The 18,365-nt window shown below is 64.3% G+C and carries 18 protein-coding genes; 6 read left to right on the forward strand and 12 right to left on the reverse strand.

Annotated elements, in window-relative coordinates:
• Positions 1 to 59 precede the first annotated feature (59 nt).
• Positions 60 to 809 (forward strand): transcriptional repressor LexA, encoded by a 750-nt coding sequence (gene lexA, locus BN60_RS10820; RefSeq protein WP_020696062.1) that lies wholly within the window; start codon positions 60 to 62, stop codon positions 807 to 809.
• 38 nt (positions 810 to 847) lie between these two features.
• On the opposite strand, the gene BN60_RS10825 is transcribed toward lexA, so the two are convergent.
• Entirely contained in the window at positions 848 to 2,977 is a 2,130-nt protein-coding gene (locus BN60_RS10825; protein ID WP_020696063.1) for a ComEC/Rec2 family competence protein, read from the reverse strand.
• Positions 2,978 to 3,113: 136 nt separating this feature from the next.
• Between BN60_RS10825 and gltX the strand changes: the two genes are divergently transcribed.
• The 5 genes from gltX (at position 3,114) to BN60_RS10845 (ending at position 7,668) form a co-directional block, all read left to right on the forward strand.
• Positions 3,114 to 4,520 (forward strand): glutamate--tRNA ligase, encoded by a 1,407-nt coding sequence (gene gltX / locus BN60_RS10830; RefSeq protein ID WP_020696064.1) that lies wholly within the window; start codon positions 3,114 to 3,116, stop codon positions 4,518 to 4,520.
• Positions 4,521 to 4,553: 33 nt separating this feature from the next.
• The gene (locus BN60_RS10835) at positions 4,554 to 5,453 is read left to right on the forward strand and encodes a DMT family transporter (RefSeq protein WP_020696065.1); all 900 of its coding nucleotides are present in this window, start codon (positions 4,554 to 4,556) and stop codon (positions 5,451 to 5,453) included.
• 118 nt (positions 5,454 to 5,571) lie between these two features.
• On the forward strand, positions 5,572 to 6,870 hold the full coding sequence (gene gltA / locus BN60_RS10840) for a citrate synthase (protein WP_020696066.1): 1,299 nt from the start codon (positions 5,572 to 5,574) through the stop codon (positions 6,868 to 6,870).
• Between the two features lie 35 nt (positions 6,871 to 6,905).
• Positions 6,906 to 7,106 carry a hypothetical protein gene (locus tag BN60_RS30330; protein ID WP_148283376.1) on the forward strand — a complete coding sequence of 67 codons (201 nt, stop codon included), beginning with the start codon at positions 6,906 to 6,908 and terminating at the stop codon, positions 7,104 to 7,106.
• Between the two features lie 100 nt (positions 7,107 to 7,206).
• Positions 7,207 to 7,668, forward strand: a complete 462-nt coding sequence (locus tag BN60_RS10845) for a VOC family protein (protein ID WP_020696068.1) — start codon at positions 7,207 to 7,209, stop codon at positions 7,666 to 7,668.
• A 23-nt stretch (positions 7,669 to 7,691) separates the two neighbouring features.
• Here BN60_RS10845 and gloA read toward each other — a convergent pair whose 3' ends face one another.
• From gloA to rpsB, 11 genes are all read right to left on the reverse strand, one after another.
• On the reverse strand, positions 7,692 to 8,099 hold the full coding sequence (gloA, locus tag BN60_RS10850) for a lactoylglutathione lyase (RefSeq protein WP_020696069.1): 408 nt from the start codon (positions 8,097 to 8,099) through the stop codon (positions 7,692 to 7,694).
• Positions 8,100 to 8,124: 25 nt separating this feature from the next.
• Positions 8,125 to 8,601: a 3-hydroxyacyl-ACP dehydratase FabZ gene (gene fabZ, locus BN60_RS10855; protein WP_020696070.1), complete on the reverse strand. Its 477-nt coding sequence runs from the start codon at positions 8,599 to 8,601 to the stop codon at positions 8,125 to 8,127.
• 17 nt (positions 8,602 to 8,618) lie between these two features.
• The gene (bamA, locus tag BN60_RS10860) at positions 8,619 to 10,991 is read right to left on the reverse strand and encodes an outer membrane protein assembly factor BamA (RefSeq protein WP_020696071.1); all 2,373 of its coding nucleotides are present in this window, start codon (positions 10,989 to 10,991) and stop codon (positions 8,619 to 8,621) included.
• Between the two features lie 40 nt (positions 10,992 to 11,031).
• Positions 11,032 to 12,411 (reverse strand): RIP metalloprotease RseP, encoded by a 1,380-nt coding sequence (gene rseP / locus BN60_RS10865; RefSeq protein ID WP_020696072.1) that lies wholly within the window; start codon positions 12,409 to 12,411, stop codon positions 11,032 to 11,034.
• 30 nt (positions 12,412 to 12,441) lie between these two features.
• Positions 12,442 to 13,656: a 1-deoxy-D-xylulose-5-phosphate reductoisomerase gene (locus tag BN60_RS10870; protein ID WP_020696073.1), complete on the reverse strand. Its 1,215-nt coding sequence runs from the start codon at positions 13,654 to 13,656 to the stop codon at positions 12,442 to 12,444.
• Positions 13,641 to 14,282 (reverse strand): phosphatidate cytidylyltransferase, encoded by a 642-nt coding sequence (locus BN60_RS10875; protein ID WP_020696074.1) that lies wholly within the window; start codon positions 14,280 to 14,282, stop codon positions 13,641 to 13,643. The genes BN60_RS10870 and BN60_RS10875 overlap by 16 nt, the downstream gene beginning before the upstream one ends.
• A gap of 34 nt (positions 14,283 to 14,316) precedes the next feature.
• On the reverse strand, positions 14,317 to 15,057 hold the full coding sequence (locus tag BN60_RS10880) for an isoprenyl transferase (protein ID WP_020696075.1): 741 nt from the start codon (positions 15,055 to 15,057) through the stop codon (positions 14,317 to 14,319).
• Entirely contained in the window at positions 15,057 to 15,611 is a 555-nt protein-coding gene (frr, locus tag BN60_RS10885; RefSeq protein ID WP_020696076.1) for a ribosome recycling factor, read from the reverse strand. The genes BN60_RS10880 and frr overlap by 1 nt, the downstream gene beginning before the upstream one ends.
• A gap of 2 nt (positions 15,612 to 15,613) precedes the next feature.
• Positions 15,614 to 16,339 (reverse strand): UMP kinase, encoded by a 726-nt coding sequence (gene pyrH, locus BN60_RS10890; protein WP_020696077.1) that lies wholly within the window; start codon positions 16,337 to 16,339, stop codon positions 15,614 to 15,616.
• Positions 16,340 to 16,408: 69 nt separating this feature from the next.
• Complete coding sequence (gene tsf, locus BN60_RS10895) at positions 16,409 to 17,335, reverse strand: translation elongation factor Ts (RefSeq protein ID WP_020696078.1); 927 nt, start codon at positions 17,333 to 17,335, stop codon at positions 16,409 to 16,411.
• An 83-nt stretch (positions 17,336 to 17,418) separates the two neighbouring features.
• Positions 17,419 to 18,210, reverse strand: coding sequence for a 30S ribosomal protein S2 (gene rpsB / locus BN60_RS10900; RefSeq protein WP_020696079.1), 792 nt, complete (start codon positions 18,208 to 18,210; stop codon positions 17,419 to 17,421).
• Positions 18,211 to 18,365: the final 155 nt, after the last annotated feature.

Consider the following 18,365-nt stretch of genomic DNA (forward strand, 5'->3'; position numbering starts at 1 on the left):
ACATGTGTCGGGTTTCAGGGTTTGTTCCGAAATCTGGTAGCCAGTCTGGGGAGAAGACGGTGTTAACCCGCAAACAGAACGAACTGCTCTTGTTCATCAACAAGCGCCTCAACGACGATGGCGTATCGCCTTCGTTCGACGAGATGAAGGAGGCGCTGCGGCTCAAGTCCAAGTCGGGAATCCACCGGCTCATCACCGGACTAGAGGAGCGCGGCTTCCTGCGTCGATTGCCGCACCGTGCGCGCGCCCTGCAAGTGTTGAAGCTACCGGACACGGCCGCCATGCCGGCCCCCAATGTCACCCCCCTGCTCGCGGAGGCCCGCCGGGCCGGCCTGGCGGAGGCGCGCGAGGGCTTCGTGCCGCAAATCGTGCGCGGCGAACGCGTACCGCTCGCCGGCGCCATCCAGGCAGCCAACGAAGCGCAGGCGCTCAGCTTGCCGCTCTATGGCCGGATCGCCGCCGGTACGCCGATCGAGGCGCTGCGCGACAATTCCACCACCGTCGACGTGCCCGTCTCGCTGCTGGGCTCCGGCGCGCATTACTGCCTCGAAGTCCAGGGGGACTCGATGGTCGAGGCCGGCATCCAGAACGGCGACATCGCGATCATCCGCAGCGCCGATACCGCCGAGACCGGCGAGATCGTCGTGGCGCTGATCGACGATACCGAGGCGACGCTCAAGCGTCTGCGCAAGAAGGGTGCCTCGATCGCCCTGGAACCTGCGAACCCGGCCTACGAGACGCGGATATTTGGGCCTGATCGCGTGAAGATCCAGGGCCGTCTTGCCGGGCTCTATCGCCGCTACAACTGAGTCCGCGCGCAAGCACTCCGCCGCCCTGCCGGTGACGCTCAAGCGCCCGGTGCCCTGACCCGCGCCGCCTGTCGCCAGGGGCTGTTGGGCACCCATGGCCGGTCGCCTCGCGTCGCGTTGGCGGTCTCGCGCCGCACACCGAGATCGTCGAGCCATAGGGCCTGCGCGCCCTCTTTCCAGGCATCCCGCCGGTCGATCACCATGCGCGGACCACGGCAACGCGCTTGCGCATCGACGGTGGCCAGAACGATATCGGCGGCTCCACAGGCCTCGGCAAGGCGGCGCTCGTCGCTTACCAGCGCGATGCGCCACGGCCCCTTGCGCCAGCGACAGAGGCCGGTGCTGCAGCCAAGCCCGCTCGCCTGCTCCTCGGTGCTCACGGTCCAACGCTTGGCGCCCTCCTGGCCCTGCCGCCGCGCCCAGGTGTCGCTCACGAACCGATCAGTGCGCGCCGACGCGACATGCACAACGCCGCTCTCGTCTCTGAGGCCAAGCACGCGGCCATCCTCGCTCATCAGCAGATCTGGCGCTGGCGGCGGCCCCAGCAACAGGCCGATGGTGACGATGGGCAAACCAGCAAAGCGCCAGCGCCGCCGCCATAGGCAAAGCCACAGGCCGCCGGCCGTCAGCAGCCACAGGCTCGCGCCGGGCAACGACGGGACCAGAGTCGCTGCCTCCGGCCAGGCGGCGACGTGGTGGGCGATGGCATTCAACCCTTCGACACCCCAGCCCATCGGCACCAGCGCAAGCTTTTCGAGTCCAAACGGCATCAACAACATGGCCATGAGGCCCCAGGGCATGATCCAGAAGCCCGTGAGAGGCACCCCCAGCAAGTTGGCAACGACACCGAGCAGGGACAGCCGATTGAAGTGATAGGCGGCGAAAGCGCCGGTCGCGACCGAAGCTATCAAGGTGGTGAGCAAGCTGGCGGCCAGCGCAACCCCGAGACGCCATAGCCACCGCCGTTGGGAAAGATCGGCGTGCTCGTGCAGACGCCGACGCCAGCCCGCAGCGCTCTCCCAAGCCGCAATCAATGCCACCACGGCGGCAAAGGACATCTGGAAGGACGCCCCCGTCAGCGACTCCGGCGTGGCCACGAGCACGATGATCGCCGACCAGGCGACGAGCCGCAGCGACAGCGCCGTGCGGTCGAGCAGGATTGCGAGCAAGGCAAACCCCGCCATGGCGCATGCCCGTTGCGCGGGCACCGGCGCGCCCGCAAGGGCCGTGTAGAAAAGCGCCGCCGCCAGGGCGAGTACGGCGGCGATCTTCTTGGCATCGATACGCAGGGCCAGCGGCGGGATCAGGGCAATCCCATAACGGACGATGCCCATCACCAGGCCGACGACGAAGACGATATGCAGCCCGGAGATCGAGAGGATGTGCGCGAGGCCCGAGTCGCGCATGGCCTGCGCGACGTCCTTGTTCACCGCTGTCTGCTCGCCGGTCAGCATGGCCGCCACCACGCCACCTTCGGGATTGGGCAGCGCCTTCAGGATGCGATCCGTCACATCGGCGCGCAGCGCGTCGAGCATGCGGACGAAGCCGTCCGGCTGTCCCTTCTCGATGATGGCGGCCGGCGCCAGCGCATAGCCCACGGCACCGAGCTGCTGATACCAGGCAACCCGCTGGAAATCGAAAGCGCCCGGCGCGGCAGGCCCCGCTGGCGGCGACAGGTTGGCCAGCACGAGCAGCCGGTCACCGACGGTCAAGGGCGGCGCGCCTCTACTCAGCGACACCCGCACCTTCAGCGGCATCATTTCCGGCGGCGGCACATTGTTGCCCTTCAGTCGGACGGCCTCGAGAACGACGCGCACGCCGTCGGGCAGTCGCTGGATGTCGGCCACCCTGCCTTCGATATTGATGCTGAAAAGTGGCCGGCTGAGCGTCGGTGCGGCGACGCTTGCCGTGCGCCAGGCAATCAAGCCGAAACCTGCCGATGCGGCAGCAGCCCCAACCGCCAGCGCACGGGCGAGACTACCCGCTGGCGCGAGAAAGGCAGCCACGAGCGATGCGCCGCACAGAGCAGGGCCCAGCCACAAGGCCGGCTCGCTCGGCAACTCGAAATAGACGGCTATGCCCAGGCCCATGGCGACGGGCAGCCAGAGCATCCAGCGGCCGCGCTCGGCATCGAGTTGCTGCAGGATCCAAGTGCGTGCCCCCGCCACGCCGTCTCCCTTTCCCCCTTGGCCTGGCGGCCAGCCCTGCGTTTGACAGTGCAGGGACGCTCGCCTACCTACGGCGCGCTTTCGCGGCTTAAATGCGGCAAAACCCGCGCTTACCGACCCCAAAGACCCTGGACAAATGACTGTCGTAACCCGCTTCGCCCCTTCGCCGACCGGCTTCCTCCATATCGGCGGCGCCCGCACCGCGCTCTTCAACTGGCTGTTCGCCAAGCATCATGGCGGCAAGTACCTGCTGCGCATCGAGGATACAGATCGCGCGCGGTCGACCCAACCGGCGATCGCCGCCATCCTCGATGGCCTTGGCTGGCTCGGCCTGCAGCACGACGGCGAGGTCACTTATCAGTTCTCGCGCGCAGCCCGTCATGCCGAGGTGGCGCACCAGATGCTCGCCGCCGGCAACGCCTACCATTGCTATTGCTCGCCCCAGGAGCTGGACGAGATGCGGGCCGCGCAGAAGGCCGCCGGCAAGCCCATGCGCTACGACGGTCGCTGGCGCGACCGCGATCCCAAGGACGCTCCTGCCGGCGTCGCGCCGGTCATTCGCCTGAAGGCGCCGCAGACCGGCCAGACCGTCATCAAGGACCTGGTGCAGGGCGAGGTCACGGTCGAAAACGCCCAGCTCGACGACATGATCCTGCTGCGCGCCGACGGCACGCCGACCTACATGCTGGCCGTCGTGGTCGACGATCACGACATGGGCGTGACGCATGTCATTCGCGGCGACGATCATCTCAACAATGCCTTCCGCCAGCTGCAGATCATCCGGGCGATGGGTTGGCCGGAGCCGGCCTATGCGCATATCCCCCTGATCCATGGTCCCGACGGCGCCAAGCTCAGCAAGCGCCACGGCGCGCTGGGCGTCGACGCCTATCGCGACATGGGGCTCCTGCCCGCCGCGCTGCGCAATTACCTGCTGCGCCTGGGTTGGGGCCATGGCGACGACGAAATCATCTCGACCCAGCAGGCCATCGAGTGGTTCGACCTCGACGCTGTCGGCCGCTCGCCTTCGCGCTTCGACATGGCGAAGCTCATCAATCTCAACGCGCACTATCTGCGCGAGACGCCGGACGACGAGCTGCTGCCGATGGTGCTGCCGCGCGTCGAGGAGACGCTGGGCGCGAAGGTCGATGCGATCGGCTTGGAGCGTATCACGCGCGGCATGAACGGCGTGAAGCAGCGGTCGCGCACCCTGATCGAGCTTGCCGACAATCTCGTCTTCTATGCCCGCACCGGCGCGCCACCGATTGCCGACGACAAGGCCCGTGGGGTGCTGACGCCGGAGGCCAAATCGTTGCTCGGCAAGCTCGCTGCCGCTTTGGAAGCCGACGCGGCCAACTGGGGCGAGAAGCAGGTCGAGGACGCAGTACGTCGCTTCGCCGAAAGCATGGGCGTGAAACTCGGCCAGGTCGCGCAGCCGCTGCGCGTGGCCCTTTCGGGCTCGACCGTGTCACCCGGCATCTTCGAGGTAGTAGCGATCCTGGGTCCCGCCGAAACGCGCGCGCGATTGCTGGCAGCTGCCGGATAGCAAGGCGCTCTCGAAGGCGGGCAGTCTCCGGCCATGACTGCACGCGTCTGGATCTGGCTTCTGTCGCTTTCCGTCCTGTGGGGTGGTTCGTTCTTCTTCGCCAAGGTAGCCCTCGGCGAACTGGCACCCTTGTCGGTCGTGTTCGCTCGTGTGGCACTTGCCGCCATCGCGCTCAATTTCGTGTTGGCCCTCACCGTCGGCAGCCTGTTCCTGCGCAACGTGCCGTGGCGAAGCTTCTTCGCCATGGGTTTGCTGAACAATCTCGTGCCGTTCGCACTGATCTTCTGGGGGCAGACGCAGATCGCTTCGGGCCTCGCCTCGATCCTGAATGCCACGACGCCGCTCTTCACGATGGTCGTGGCTCATTTCCTGACGCGGGACGAACGGATCGATGCGATCAAACTCGGCGCTCTGACAATCGGCATCGGCGGCGTTGCCGTGCTCGTGGGTCCGGATGCACTGGCCGGGAGTCACGGCGTTCTGGGCCAGCTTGCCTGTCTCGGCGGCGCACTCTCCTATGCCTTCGCTGGAGTCTATGGCCGTCGCTTCAAGGCGATGGGCGTCGCACCCCTCGATGCCGCCGCCGGCCAGGTGACGGCCAGCACCATGTTGATTCTTCCAATCATGCAGATCGTCGATCAGCCCTGGACGTTGCCGGCATTTCCATCGGCCAGCGTATGGGCATCGTTGGTCGGACTGGCGCTGCTGTCGACGGCACTCGCATATGTCCTGTATTTTCGCATCCTTGCAGCTGCCGGTGCGACCAATCTTCTGCTCGTCACCTTTCTGATTCCCGCGACGGCGATCCTTCTCGGTGCCTCGGTTCTCGGCGAACATTTGCTGCCTCGCCATTTCGTCGGCATGGCCCTCATCGGGCTCTCGCTGGCGGCCATCGACGGTCGACTTTTAAGTTTCCTGCATACCGCGAAATAGCGGCCGGGCTGCACAATTGCGCCTTCCGGAGGGGCTTGTTAGGGTGCCGCCGAACCGGCGAGCAGCACCTGCGGGGTGCTCGCGCCTTGCCTGAATCGAGCTGAAAAGAGTTCACCAAATGGCCAAATCGACCGCGACGCTGACCGACAACGAAACCGGCAAATCCTATGAAATGCCGATCATCCACGGCACCCTCGGACCGCGCCTGGTCGATATCCGTAAATTCTACGGCGAATCCGGAATGTTCACCTATGATCCGGGTTTCACGTCGACAGGTTCGTGCGGATCGAAGATCACCTTCATCGACGGCGACGAGGGCATCCTTCTCCATCGCGGCTACAATATCGCCGACCTCGCCGAACAGAGCGACTTCATGGACGTCGCCTATCTGCTGATGAAAGGCGATCTGCCGAACAAGGCGCAGAAGGACAAGTTCGTCAAAGACATCACGAATCACACGATGATTCACGAGCAGCTCAGCCAGTTCTATCGTGGGTTCCGTCGCGACGCTCATCCGATGGCGATCTGCTGCGGAGTCGTCGGTGCGCTTTCGGCCTTCTACCACGACTCGCTCGACATCAACGATCCGCACCAGCGGATGGTCGCTTCCTATCGCCTGGTCGCCAAGATGCCGACCATCGCCGCGATGGCTTATAAGTATTCGGTGGGCCAGCCGTTCGTCTATCCGCGCAACGACCTCTCCTACGCCGCGAACTTCCTGCGCATGATGTTCTCGGTTCCGGCCGAGGAGTACGAAGTCAACCCGGTGATCGAAAAGGCGATGGACCGCATCCTGATGCTCCATGCCGATCACGAACAGAATGCGTCGACGTCGACGGTGCGCCTCGCCGGCTCTTCGGGTGCCAACCCGTTCGCCTGCATCGCCGCCGGCATTGCCTCGCTCTGGGGCCCGAGCCACGGCGGCGCCAATGAAGCCGTGATCAACATGCTGAACGAGATCGGCGGCAAGCAGAACATCCCGGGTTTCCTGTCCCGCGTTAAGGACAAGAACGATCACACCCGCCTGATGGGCTTCGGCCACCGCGTCTACAAGAACTACGATCCGCGCGCCAAGGTCATGCGTCAGACCTGCCACGAGGTCCTGACCTCGCTGGGCATCCAGCACGACCCGCTGCTCGAACTGGCCATGGAAATGGAGCAGATCGCGCTGAAGGACGACTACTTCGTCTCCAAGAAGCTCTATCCGAACGTCGATTTCTATTCAGGCATCATTTTCCGCGCGATCGGCATCCCGACGTCGATGTTCACCGTTCTCTTCGCAGTGGCTCGTACGGTCGGCTGGATCTCGCAGTGGAACGAGATGATCGAAGACCCCGACCAGAAGATCGGCCGTCCGCGTCAGTTGTACAACGGCCAGACCGAGCGGCCGTACAAGCCGCTCCATATGCGCGGATAACAACATTCGCTGTCCGGGGGGAAAGCGAGAAGAACATGGCGAGATCGTCATTCGGGCCGCGCCGGGCAACGACCTGGACGGCCTCAGAGCACCAAAAGCCGATGCCGCGAATCGTGCGGCTCGGCCGGCCAGCCAACGACAATTTCCGGCAACCGGGATGGTTGACGCGAGCCGTCGTGCTGGGCCTTGCCGGCCTTCTCCTGACCTTCGTGCTGGCGGAGTGGCGCTTCTTCTGAGCGCCACTCGTGAGCCGGCCTTATGCGATCACGAGGCCGATCATCTTGAACCACTGACATTGCTGGTGCCTACTCCGCCTGCATCTGCAGGGGAGCCACCATGCAAATCAACGGCGTCGCCCATACCTTCATCACAGCGGGCAACTTCGCAGCGGCCCGGGAGTTCTACGGCAAGCTCCTGCCGTTTCTGGGCATGACCATCGTGGCCGACACCCACAATACGTTCTACGGCGTAGGCGGTCGCACCGGCTTCGGCATCCATGCCCCTACCCCCGAGGTTGCCGGCCAACGCTTCCGGCAAGGCGCCGTGGGCCTCCATCACCATTGCTGGCGTGCGCGGGAGCGTGGCGACATCGACGAGGTGCATGCCTTCCTGAAATCAATCGGCGCGACGATCGTCCATCCGCCGCGCGAAGACGCCTTCGCCCCGGGTTACTACTCGGTCCTGTTCGAGGATCCCGATGGAACGCGGCTGGAGATCAACTACGTCCCCGGCCAAGGCCTGTTGGCGCCCGGTCAACGCATCGGCGGCGGCTATGGCGACGGCACGCAGAACCGATAGCGGCCGAAGCCGCCAAGGCGCGCTTACTTGCGCTCGATCAGCTCGATCTTGTAGCCGTCGGGGTCTTCGACGAAAGCGATGACCGTCGTGCCGAACTTCACGGGCCCGGGCGCGCGCGTGACCTTGCCGCCGGCCTTGGTGACCTGATCGCAGACGCCCGCAACGTCCGGCACGCCCACGGCGAGATGGCCGAAACCCGTGCCGAGTTCGTAGGGCTTCTCCTGTCCCCAATTGTGGGTCAGCTCGACGACCGCATGTTCGGGTTCGTCGCCGTAGCCGACAAACGCCAGGCTGTACTTGCCGTCCGGCACGTCGCGCTTGCGCAGCAGCTTCATGCCCATCGGTCCGGTGTAGAAGGCCAGCGACTTGTCGAGATCCATGACGCGGATCATCGTGTGGAGCATGCGATAGTTGGCGGCTGCGTCAGGCATGTCCCTCTCCTCTTTGGCCCTGATCCTATCTATCCCTGATCATGGCGGCGAATGTGGCCTCGGCCGCGACTTTGCCCTCGACCATAGCCCGACCCGAGAATTTCCAGACGTTGGCTCGGCTTTGCACCTTCTGGACGTGCAGCTCGAGGCGGTCTCCTGGCACGACCGGGCGACGGAAACGCACGCCGTCGATCGACATGAAGTAAACCAGCTTGCCTTCCGAGGAGGCGCCGAAGGTCGCAACGACCAGGACACAGGCAGTCTGTGCCAGGGCCTCGACGACCAGCACGCCCGGCATCACCGGATCGGAAGGAAAGTGCCCCTGGAAGAACGGCTCGTTGATGGTGACGTTCTTGATGCCGACAGCGCTCTGGTCGAGCTGCATGTCGACGACCTTGTCGACCATGAGCATCGGGTAGCGGTGCGGGATCATCTGCAGGATCCGCCTGATGTCCACCGAAGTCGCCGTGGCGACGCTGGCCTTGTCAGCTTGTACGTTCATGACCGCGACATCTCCCATCAGAAGCGCGTGCCGAAGCTGAAGCGTATGTTCTGTTGCTTGTCCCACGGCTCGTATTGGACCGGCCAGGCATAGTCAATTCGGATCGGGCCGAACGGCGACACCCATTGGATGCCGATGCCAGCCGCGACGCGCATCAGCTGGCTGTCCAGAACCGACGTCGTGTTGGTCGTCGACGTCTGGACACCCCACAACGAACCGATATCGATGAACGCCTTGCCGAGAAGCGCAACTTCCTTCGGCACGAAGGGCAGCGGATAGGAAAGCTCTGCCGTGCCGGTGTAGTAGTACTGGCCGCCGAGCGAATCGGTGGTGCCCGCGTCGCGCGGACCGATGCCGCCGACCGCGAAGCCGCGCAGCGTATCGCCGCCGATAAAGAACAGGTTGTTCAGACGGACGTAGGAGCCACCGTACGGCAGGACCAGGCCGACCGAGCCGCCGATCGACGCTACGACGTCCTCGAAGAGCGAGTAGTAATAGACCGCATCGGCCGTCGTGCGGACATACTGCTCGGTGCCGATCGCACCGGCAACGGCCACCGTGTTGCGGACCAGGAAGCCCTTGGTCGTGTTCAGGCGCGTGTCGCGGGTATCCCAGAGGATCGTCTCGGAGAGTTCCGACACGACCTGGGTGCCGGCCTGCGCCTGGATGATCGGCGAAGCCCAGAACTGCACGTTGTAGATGTCGGTCTGACGCAGCGTGTATCGCACGAGCTGCCGGAGGTTTTCGCTGTAGGCCCAGCCGGCGCGGAGCGCGAAGCCCAGGCTGCGGTCGCTATAGCTCGCGACGTTCTGACGGTCGTTCGATGTTCTGAAGAGATCGAAGCCCGCCGAAACCTGCCGGTCCATGAAGTAAGGCTCTGTGAAGCCAAGGTCGATGACCGTGCTCAAGGTACCCAGCGACAGGCCGAGGCGCAGTTCCTGCCCCTTGCCCAGCAGGTTGCGTTCCTTGACCGAAATATCGCCGACGATACCTGCAGTCGACGAGTAACCCGCACCGAAGGAGATTTCACCTGTGCTCTGCTCGACGACCTGGACTTCCAGGTTGGTCTTGTCTGGCGCGGAGCCGGGCGCCGCGGAAACGTCGACCTTCTCGAAGAAGCCGAGGTTGCGCAGGCGCTGCTGGCTGCGGCGGACCTTCGCGGTACTGAAGGCATCGCCTTCGGCCAGGCGGAATTCGCGCCGGATCACCTTGTCGAGGGTTCGCGTATTGCCCGAGATGTTGATGCGCTCGACGTAGACTCGCGGCCCTTCCTGAACGTCGAATGTGACGTCCACGGTCAGGTTGTCCCTGTTGCGCCGAATGTTCGGACGAACGTCGACGAACGCGTAGCCCAGCGTGCCGACCGCCTCCGAAATGTTGGAAACGGACTTCTCGACCTCGTCGGCGTCGTACCATTCGCCTTCGCTCATGGTCAGGAAGCCCTTGATCACATCGACGTCGAGGCCCTGGAAACGGCTGGTGACGTCGACCTTCCCGAAGCGATAGCGCTCGCCCTCGTTGATCGTGAAGGTGATGAAGAAGCCTTCACGATTGGGCGCAAGCTCGGCGACCGCGGAAACGACGCGGAAATCGGCGTAGCCTTCCGAGAGATAGAACTTGCGCAGAAGCTCTCGGTCGAGATTCAGACGGTCCGGGTCGAAACGATCGTCCGACGACAGGAAACGCCACCAGGCGCTTTCGCTCGTCCGGATCTTGCCGCGCAGCGTGCCGTCGCCGAACGCCTCGTTGCCGACGAAGCTGATCCGCTTGACGCCCGTAACGTCGCCCTCGTTGATTTCGAAGACGAGGTCGACACGACCCTGCTCCAGGTTGATGACCTTCGGCTCGACCGATGCATTGTAGCGGCCGCTGCGGCGGTAGATGGTCAGAATGCGCTCGACGTCGGACTGTACGCGCGCGCGCGTGAACACCTGTCGAGGTTTGGACTGCACTTCGTCGCGCAGTTTGTCGTCCTCGATTTTGCTGTTTCCCTCGAACGCGACACGATTGATGATCGGGTTCTCGGTGACCTTCACGACGAGGGTCGAGCCCTGCATCTGGATCACGACGTCGGAGAAAAGCCCGGTCGCGAACAGCGCCTTCAGCGAGCGGTCGGCCGCAGCAGCGTCGTAAGGCTCGCCGGGCTTCAATTGCAAGTAGGAGCGAATCGTCGCCGCTTCCGAACGAACATTGCCATCGATCTGAATGGCCTGAATCGTCCCGCCGGCCGCACCCCGCTGGGCGTGCGCCGTCGTACTGAACATGAGAATTGCAGCAACGGCCAGTACGGCCCAACGAAAGATCAAACTCACCCCCGGCGCCTGCCAGACCTTACCGATGGCCAAACCCGCGAACGCAGCTTCATAAACCGGCATCTGGGACTTCGTCATCCCTTTTGTCCCCTGCCTTTTTCCCACAGGTTCGCGCCACTCACCGCAGCAACAGCCTGATGTCATTGAATGTCGCTATCAGCGCCATGCCGATGACAAGAGCAAAACCCAACTTCAATCCGACCTCCTGAGCCCTGAGACTAAGCGGCCGGCCACGTACTGCCTCATAGAGGTACATGGCGAGATGCCCTCCGTCGAGCATTGGGACGGGCAGCAGGTTGAAAACCCCGAGCACGACCGACAAGGCGATGACAAGATTGAGAATGCCACCCCACCCGGCATGCGACGCCTCGCCTGCTGCCTTGGCAATGCGAATAGGCCCGCCAAGTTCATCCACAGGTCTTGCTGCCGTCAATATCTGACCCATCGATGTGTAGAACATCGTGGTCATGCTCCAAACCGCATTCACCCCCGCCCCCATGGCGCCGATGACACCCTGGTGGCGGTATTCCGTGACGGCCGCCGGGCGAACGCGCAGCCGGCCAATTGCCTGTTCCTTGCCAGCGCAGTCGTGCGTTTTGTCGGCGATCGGGACGACCGTAGTCTCCCGGCGCTGACCGTCACGCTCATAGGTGACGGTCACGGGTTGGCCACCACGGCTGCCGATCAGTTCGGGGATCCGCGAAAAATAATCCACCGGCTTCCCGTCGATCGACAGCAAAAGGTCGCCGACCTTCAGGCCAGCCGCCTCCGCCGGACTGTTGGCCGTGAAACCACCAACGACCGGCCGGATGAGCTGGTCCATGCCGAGGTCGCCATAGCGCAGCGTGTTGTTGTAGCGATCCGTCCGCTCGCAGAATTGTGGGGCAATCTCGCCCCGCAGGAGTTGCCCGTCGCGCCGATACTCGATCGGCATCGGCTTGGCCAGATAGAGGATTTGCGAGTCCTGGATGTCCTCGTAGCGGTCGACGCGCTTGCCGTTGAGACCGACGACCACGTCCCCACTGCGCAGCCCTGCACGGGCGGCCGGCCCTTCTTGCTGCACGGCGACAATGGCCGGCGAGTACGGCTCGCCCATGACGTAAAAGACGCCTGTCAGCAGCACAAAGGCGAACAACAGGTTCGCCATCGGGCCGCCCAGCACGACAGCCGTGCGGGCATAGAGCGGCTGACTGAAGAAGGCGCGCCGCCGGTCGGCTGACGAAAGGGGCTGATCGGTGGGCGTGGCGCTGGTTTCGTCGCTGTCGCCCAGGAACTTCACATAGCCACCCAGTGGAATGGCCGAAATCTTCCACCGAGTCCCGTTGCGATCGGTCCAGCCGATGATTTCCGGTCCAAAGCCGATGGAGAAAACCTCGGCATGAATGCCGAAGCGCCGGGCCACCCAATAGTGACCGAACTCGTGGACGAACACGAGCAGCGTCAGGACCAGAATGAAATACGGGAGATATGTCGTGAAAAGGCTGGCGACGCTTTGCATGGTTCAGTGGATCATGGGTTCTGGTTTAGTTCAATTGCTCAGCTCTTTGCCCTTGCAGATCTCCTCGGCCCTCCTCCGGGCCTCCAGATCCGCCGCCTTGACCTGGTCGAGGGTTTCCACAGGGTTTGCCAAGCCACTCCAGCCGGCCATGACATCCTCGACTGTACGGGCAATGTCGAGGAATCCGATACGGCGGGCCAGGAAGGCCGCCACCGCCGCTTCGTTCGCCGCATTCAGCACGACCGGTGCAAACCCACCAATGACCAACGCTTCGCGCGCCAGACGTAGCGCTGGAAAACGGCCAGAATCGGGCCGCTCGAAAGTGAGTGCAGACAATTGCGCGAAGTCGAGCCGCGCGGCCGGGCCATCGATCCGCGCAGGCCAGCCCAGGGCATGGGTAATCGGCACGCGCATGTCGGCCGTACCGAGCTGGGCCAAAACCGAACCGTCACGATAGGCGACCATCGAATGGATGACGGATTGGGGGTGCACCACGATCTCGACCTGCTCTTCCGGCAGGCCGAAGAGCAGATGCGCCTCGATAAGTTCGAGCCCCTTGTTCATCAGTGTCGCCGAATCGATCGAAATCTTGGCGCCCATGTCCCAGTTAGGGTGGGCCAACGCCTGCTCCGGCGTGGCTTCGGCCATGTCCGCCAGCGACCAGTTGCGGAACGGGCCACCCGACGCGGTGAGGATCAGCCGGTCGACGGCGTGGCGCTGCTGCGGCTCGAAGACCTGGAAGATCGCATTGTGTTCCGAATCGACTGGCAACAACTTGCCGCCTGAACCCTCGATGGCCTCGAACAGCAGACGTCCCGCGCAGACGACGGCTTCCTTGTTCGCCAGCGCCACCATGGCGCCGCGGCGCGCGGCGGCGAGTGTCGGCGCAAGCCCCACGAACCCCACGATGGCGGCCATCACCCATTCGGCCGGCCGCGATGCCGCTTCGATCACGGCGTCTGGTCCGGCGGCAACCTCGATCGACGTGCCGGCCAGTGCTTCCTTCAGAGCGTGGAAGCGGGCGGGATCCGCGACCACGGCGAGGCGTGCCTTCAGCCGTCTCGCCTGCTCGGCCAGCAATTCAACAGCCGAACCGGCCACGAGCGCTTCGACACGATAGCTGGCGGGGTCACGGGCGATGAGGTCGACCGTGCTCTGGCCGACCGAGCCGGTCGAACCGAGGATCGTCACGCCGCGTGGACTGCCGTGCGAAGGCGCCGTCCACTTTGTCATATCCAGGGCCATGTCTCGCCCACGATCAGCCGCACCAGACCGACGGCAACCAGCACTGCGATCAAGCCATCGACCCGGTCGAGCAGGCCACCATGTCCGGGGATCAGCCGACCGCTGTCCTTCACTCCTGCCCGTCTCTTGGCAGCAGACTCTAGCAGATCGCCCAGCTGGCCGACGACGGCCAGTCCCGCGCCGATCAAAGCCAAAGGAAGCGTCTCGCCGAGCCCGAATGCGTAGCCGACGGCAGCACTCGCCATCGCGGACCAGGCCATCCCCCCGATCAATCCCGCCCATGTCTTGCCAGGGCTGATCCGGGGCGCCAGTTTCGCGCCGCCGGCCGCTCTGCCGACGAAGTATGCTCCAATGTCGGTGGCCCAGATGCAGACCAGGATCCAGATCAGGGTTTCGCGGCCCAAGCTTGGCTGATGGCGTATCCACAGGAGCGCGGTCACGGCAGCCAGCGTGTAGCCCCAGGCCAGCATCCGCAGAACAGGATTGCCGCGCGTCAGCCGCGTCCACTCGAAGAGCATCAGCGGCGCCGCAAGGGCTGCCACGAGATCGATCCAGGGATAGCCGAACCAGACGGCGGCCAGCAGCAGCGGACCGAGCACCGCAGCCGACAGCAGCCGCAAGGCCAAGCCCGCGAACCGCCCGCCACGACTCGTCGGAGCTTCAGCTCCCGACGCCGCCATAACGCCGCTCACGCCGACGGAACTCGGCCACTGCCTGTTCCAGATGTTCCTTGCCGAAGTCCGGCCACAGCGTGTCGACGAAAACCAGCTCCGAGTAGGCGCACTGCCAAAGGAGAAAGTTGCTGATCCGCTGTTCGCCACTGGTCCGGATGAGAAGATCCGGATCGGGCACGCCGGCCGTAAGGAGTTCGCGCTCGAAGGTATTCTCGTCGATACTGTCCGCTGTCAGCTCGCCGGCGGCGACGCGCTGCGCCAAGGCGCGGGCGGCGCGTACGATCTCAGCGCGCGAGCCGTAGTTGACGCATATATTGACGTCGATTCGATTGTTGCCCTGCGTCAGTTTCTCGGCCTCGGCGATATCGCGCACGATGTCGGGCGCCAGCCCTTCGCGATTGCCGATCACCCTGAGGCGCGCGCCGTTCTTGCGCAGCTCGTCCAGCTCGCTGCGGAGATAGTGGCGCAGCAATCCCATGAGATCGCTGACCTCGTCGGGGGGGCGCGCCCAATTCTCCGTGGAAAAGGCAAACAGCGTCAGCACCGGAATGCCGAGTTCGCCGGCCCCGCGCACCACGCGTCGCACGGCATCGGCGCCGCGGCGATGACCTGCCACTCGCGGCAACCCCCGCGCCTTTGCCCAACGCCCGTTGCCATCCATGATGATGGCAACGTGGTGGGGCTCCGACGCTCCGCCGGAAGCTGCGGGAAGCGGCGCCGTCGACATCAGACCGTCTTGATCTCTTTTTCCTTGTGCGCCAGCGAGTCGTCGACGAGCTTCACGAAGCGATCCGTGAGCTTCTGCACCTCGTCGGACTTCTGGCGGTGCTCGTCTTCCGAGATCTTGTGATCCTTCTCGGCCTTCTTGAGCGCTTCCATGCCGTCGCGGCGCACGTTGCGAACAGCGACGCGGCCCTGCTCGGCGTACTTGTGGGCGAGCTTGGCGAGCTCGTTACGGCGCTCGGTCGTGAGTTCGGGAATCGGGATGCGGATCATCTGGCCATCCGGCGCCGGATTGAGACCGAGGCCGGCCTCGCGAATCGCTTTGGCCGTCGACACGACCAGGCCTTTGTCCCAGACGCTGACCGTCAGCAACCGCGGCTCGGGGGCGCTCACCGTGCCGACCTGATTGAGCGGCATGCGTTGGCCATAAGCTTCGACGACAACCGGATCGAGCAGATTGACCGAAGCGCGCCCCGTCCGCAGACCCGTGAATTCCTTCTTCAAGGCATCCAGGGCACCCTGCATGCGCTTCTCGAGCTCCTTGAGATCGGCAGTCATGATCAGGCCTCGTCCTTGATGATGGTGAATGTACCTTCGCCGCGCATCGTCTCCGCGAAGGCGCCGGGCTTGTGGATATCGAATACGATGATCGGGATGCGGTTCTCGCGAGCGAGCGAGATGGCTGACGCATCCATCACCTGCAGGTCGCGCGACAGCACGTCCATGTAGGTCAGCGTATCGTAACGCTTGGCGTTCTTGTCCTTGCGCGGATCGGCTGAGTAGACACCGTCGACCTGCGTACCCTTCAGCAATCCGTCGACGCCCATCTCGGCGGCACGAAGAGCGGCGGCCGTATCCGTCGTGAAGAACGGATTGCCTGTGCCGGCGGCGAAGATCACGACACGGCCCTTCTCCATATGACGGGCTGCGCGGCGCCGGATGTAGGGCTCGCACACGGTAGTCATCGGAATGGCCGACTGGACACGCGTCTGCAGGCCCTGGCGCTCCAGCGCGCTTTGCATCGCAAGTGAATTAATCACGGTCGCCAGCATGCCCATGTAGTCGCCGCTCGCGCGGTCCATGCCGGATGCCGCAGCAGAAACGCCACGGAAAATATTGCCGCCACCGATCACGAGACAAACCTGCACGCCCATAGCGTGCACGGTCTTCACTTCCTGCGCGACCATCGAAACCATGTCGGGATCGAGGCCATATTCCCGATTCCCCATGAGCCCCTCGCCAGAGAGCTTCAGAAGGACGCGGCGATAACGGGGACCCGACGGCATCAGATTCCTCTGATTACGTTGTCTTGGGCGCGCAAGCCCAGTGCTCGCGCGCCAGTGATAATTTTAATACTACTTCTTGAGCTGGGCGGCCACCTCGGCCGCAAAATCCTCGGCCTTCTTCTCGATGCCTTCGCCCAGCGCGAAGCGCAGATAGCCTGCGAGACGAACCGGCGCGCCGACTTGCTTTGCCGCGTCCTCGACCACCTTCGAGATCTTGGTCTTGCCGTCCATCACAAAGGCCTGCTCGAGCAGGACGACTTCCTGATGGAACTTGCGCAGACCACCTTCGACCATCTTGGCGATGATGTCGCCTGTCTTGCCGCTCTGGCCCGCCTTCTCGGCGAGAACCGCACGCTCCCGCTCGATCACCGTCGGATCCAGCTCGGCCACCGTCAACGACTGCGGGTTGGTCGCGGCCACGTGCATGGCGAACTGCTTGCCGAGGGCGGCGAGCTTGGCCTTGTCGCCCGTCGACTCGAGCGCGACCAGCACGCCGATCTTGCCGAGGTCCGGCGCGACAGCGTTGTGCGTGTAGGCCACCACGACGCCATCGGAGACCGACAGGGACGCAGCGCGGCGCAGGCTCATGTTCTCGCCGATCGTGGCGATCAGGTTGGTAAGTTCGCCCTGCACGTCACGGCCGGTGCCGGGGAACGGCGCGGCCGCCACCTTGGCGAGATCGCCGCCGTTTTCGAGGGCGAGCTTGGACGCTGCCGTGACGAACTTCTGGAACTGCTCGTTGCGGCCGACGAAGTCGGTCTCGGCATTGACCTCGATCGCGGCACCCGATGTGCCGTTCGCCGCGACGCCCACCAGACCCTCGGCGGCAACACGGCCGGCCTTCTTCGAGGCCGCAGACAGGCCCTTGGTGCGCAGCCAGTCGATCGCCTTCTCGATGTCACCCTGAACTTCGTTCAGCGCTTTCTTGCAATCCATCATGCCCGCGCCGGTCTTCTCGCGCAGTTCCTTGACGAGGGCAGCCGTGATCTCAGCCATTGTAGTGCTCCGTGACTCGTTGGTGTGACAAGGGCCGGTCTTCCGACCGGCCCCGTTCGTCTCTTGTCGATGAGGGGCCTGGCCTACGCGGCCGGCGACGCCTCGGCGCCAGCGCCGTCTTCCGCCGCCGGAATTTCTTCTTCGGGCTGTTCCGTCAGTTCACCGATGTCGCCGCCGGAGGCAGCGATCTCGGCACGAATGCCGTCGAGAACCGAAGCGGCCATCAGATCGCAATAGAGCGACACGGCGCGGATGGCATCGTCGTTGCCCGGGATCGGGAAATCGACGCCGTCCGGATCGGAGTTGCTGTCGAGCACCGCCACGATCGGAATGCCGCGCTTGCGGGCTTCCTGAACGGCGATCGCTTCCTTGTTGGTGTCGATGATGAACAGCATGTCGGGCGTGCCGCCCATTTCCTTGATGCCACCCAGCGACCGCTCGAGCTTGTCGCGCTCGCGCGTCAGGTCGAGCTGTTCCTTCTTGGTCAGGCCGACGACGTCGCCCTTCAGGCGCTCGTCGAGTTCGCGCAGACGCTTGATCGAGGCAGAGATGGTCTGCCAGTTCGTGATCATGCCGCCCAGCCAGCGGTGGTTGACGTAGTACTGGCCGCAGCGCCGCGCTGCATCGGCAACGCGATCCGCCGCCGCCGCCTTGGTGCCGACGAACAGCACGCGGCCGCCGCTGGCAACGACATCACGAACCTGCCTCAGCGCCTGCTCAAGCAACGGCACGGTCTTGGTGAGGTCGATGATATGGACCCCGTTGCGCACCCCGAACAGGTACGGCTTCATCTTGGGGTTCCAGCGGCGCGTGTGATGGCCGAAATGGACGCCGGCCTCGAGCAGCTGGCGCATCGTAAACGTCGGCATGGTCATGATGCCGTTCTCCTTTTCCGGTTGAGCCTCCGCGGGCGTCGTCCATTTCTGGACACCGGAGCGAGCGCCGGGATGTCTCCCCGTCGACCGCAAACCCGCGTGCGAAGTGGCGCGTTTCTAGTGGTTTGCGCCGCCAAATGCAAGCGCCAGTCGAA

Source organism: Reyranella massiliensis 521, from assembly GCF_000312425.1.
GTDB lineage: Bacteria > Pseudomonadota > Alphaproteobacteria > Reyranellales > Reyranellaceae > Reyranella > Reyranella massiliensis.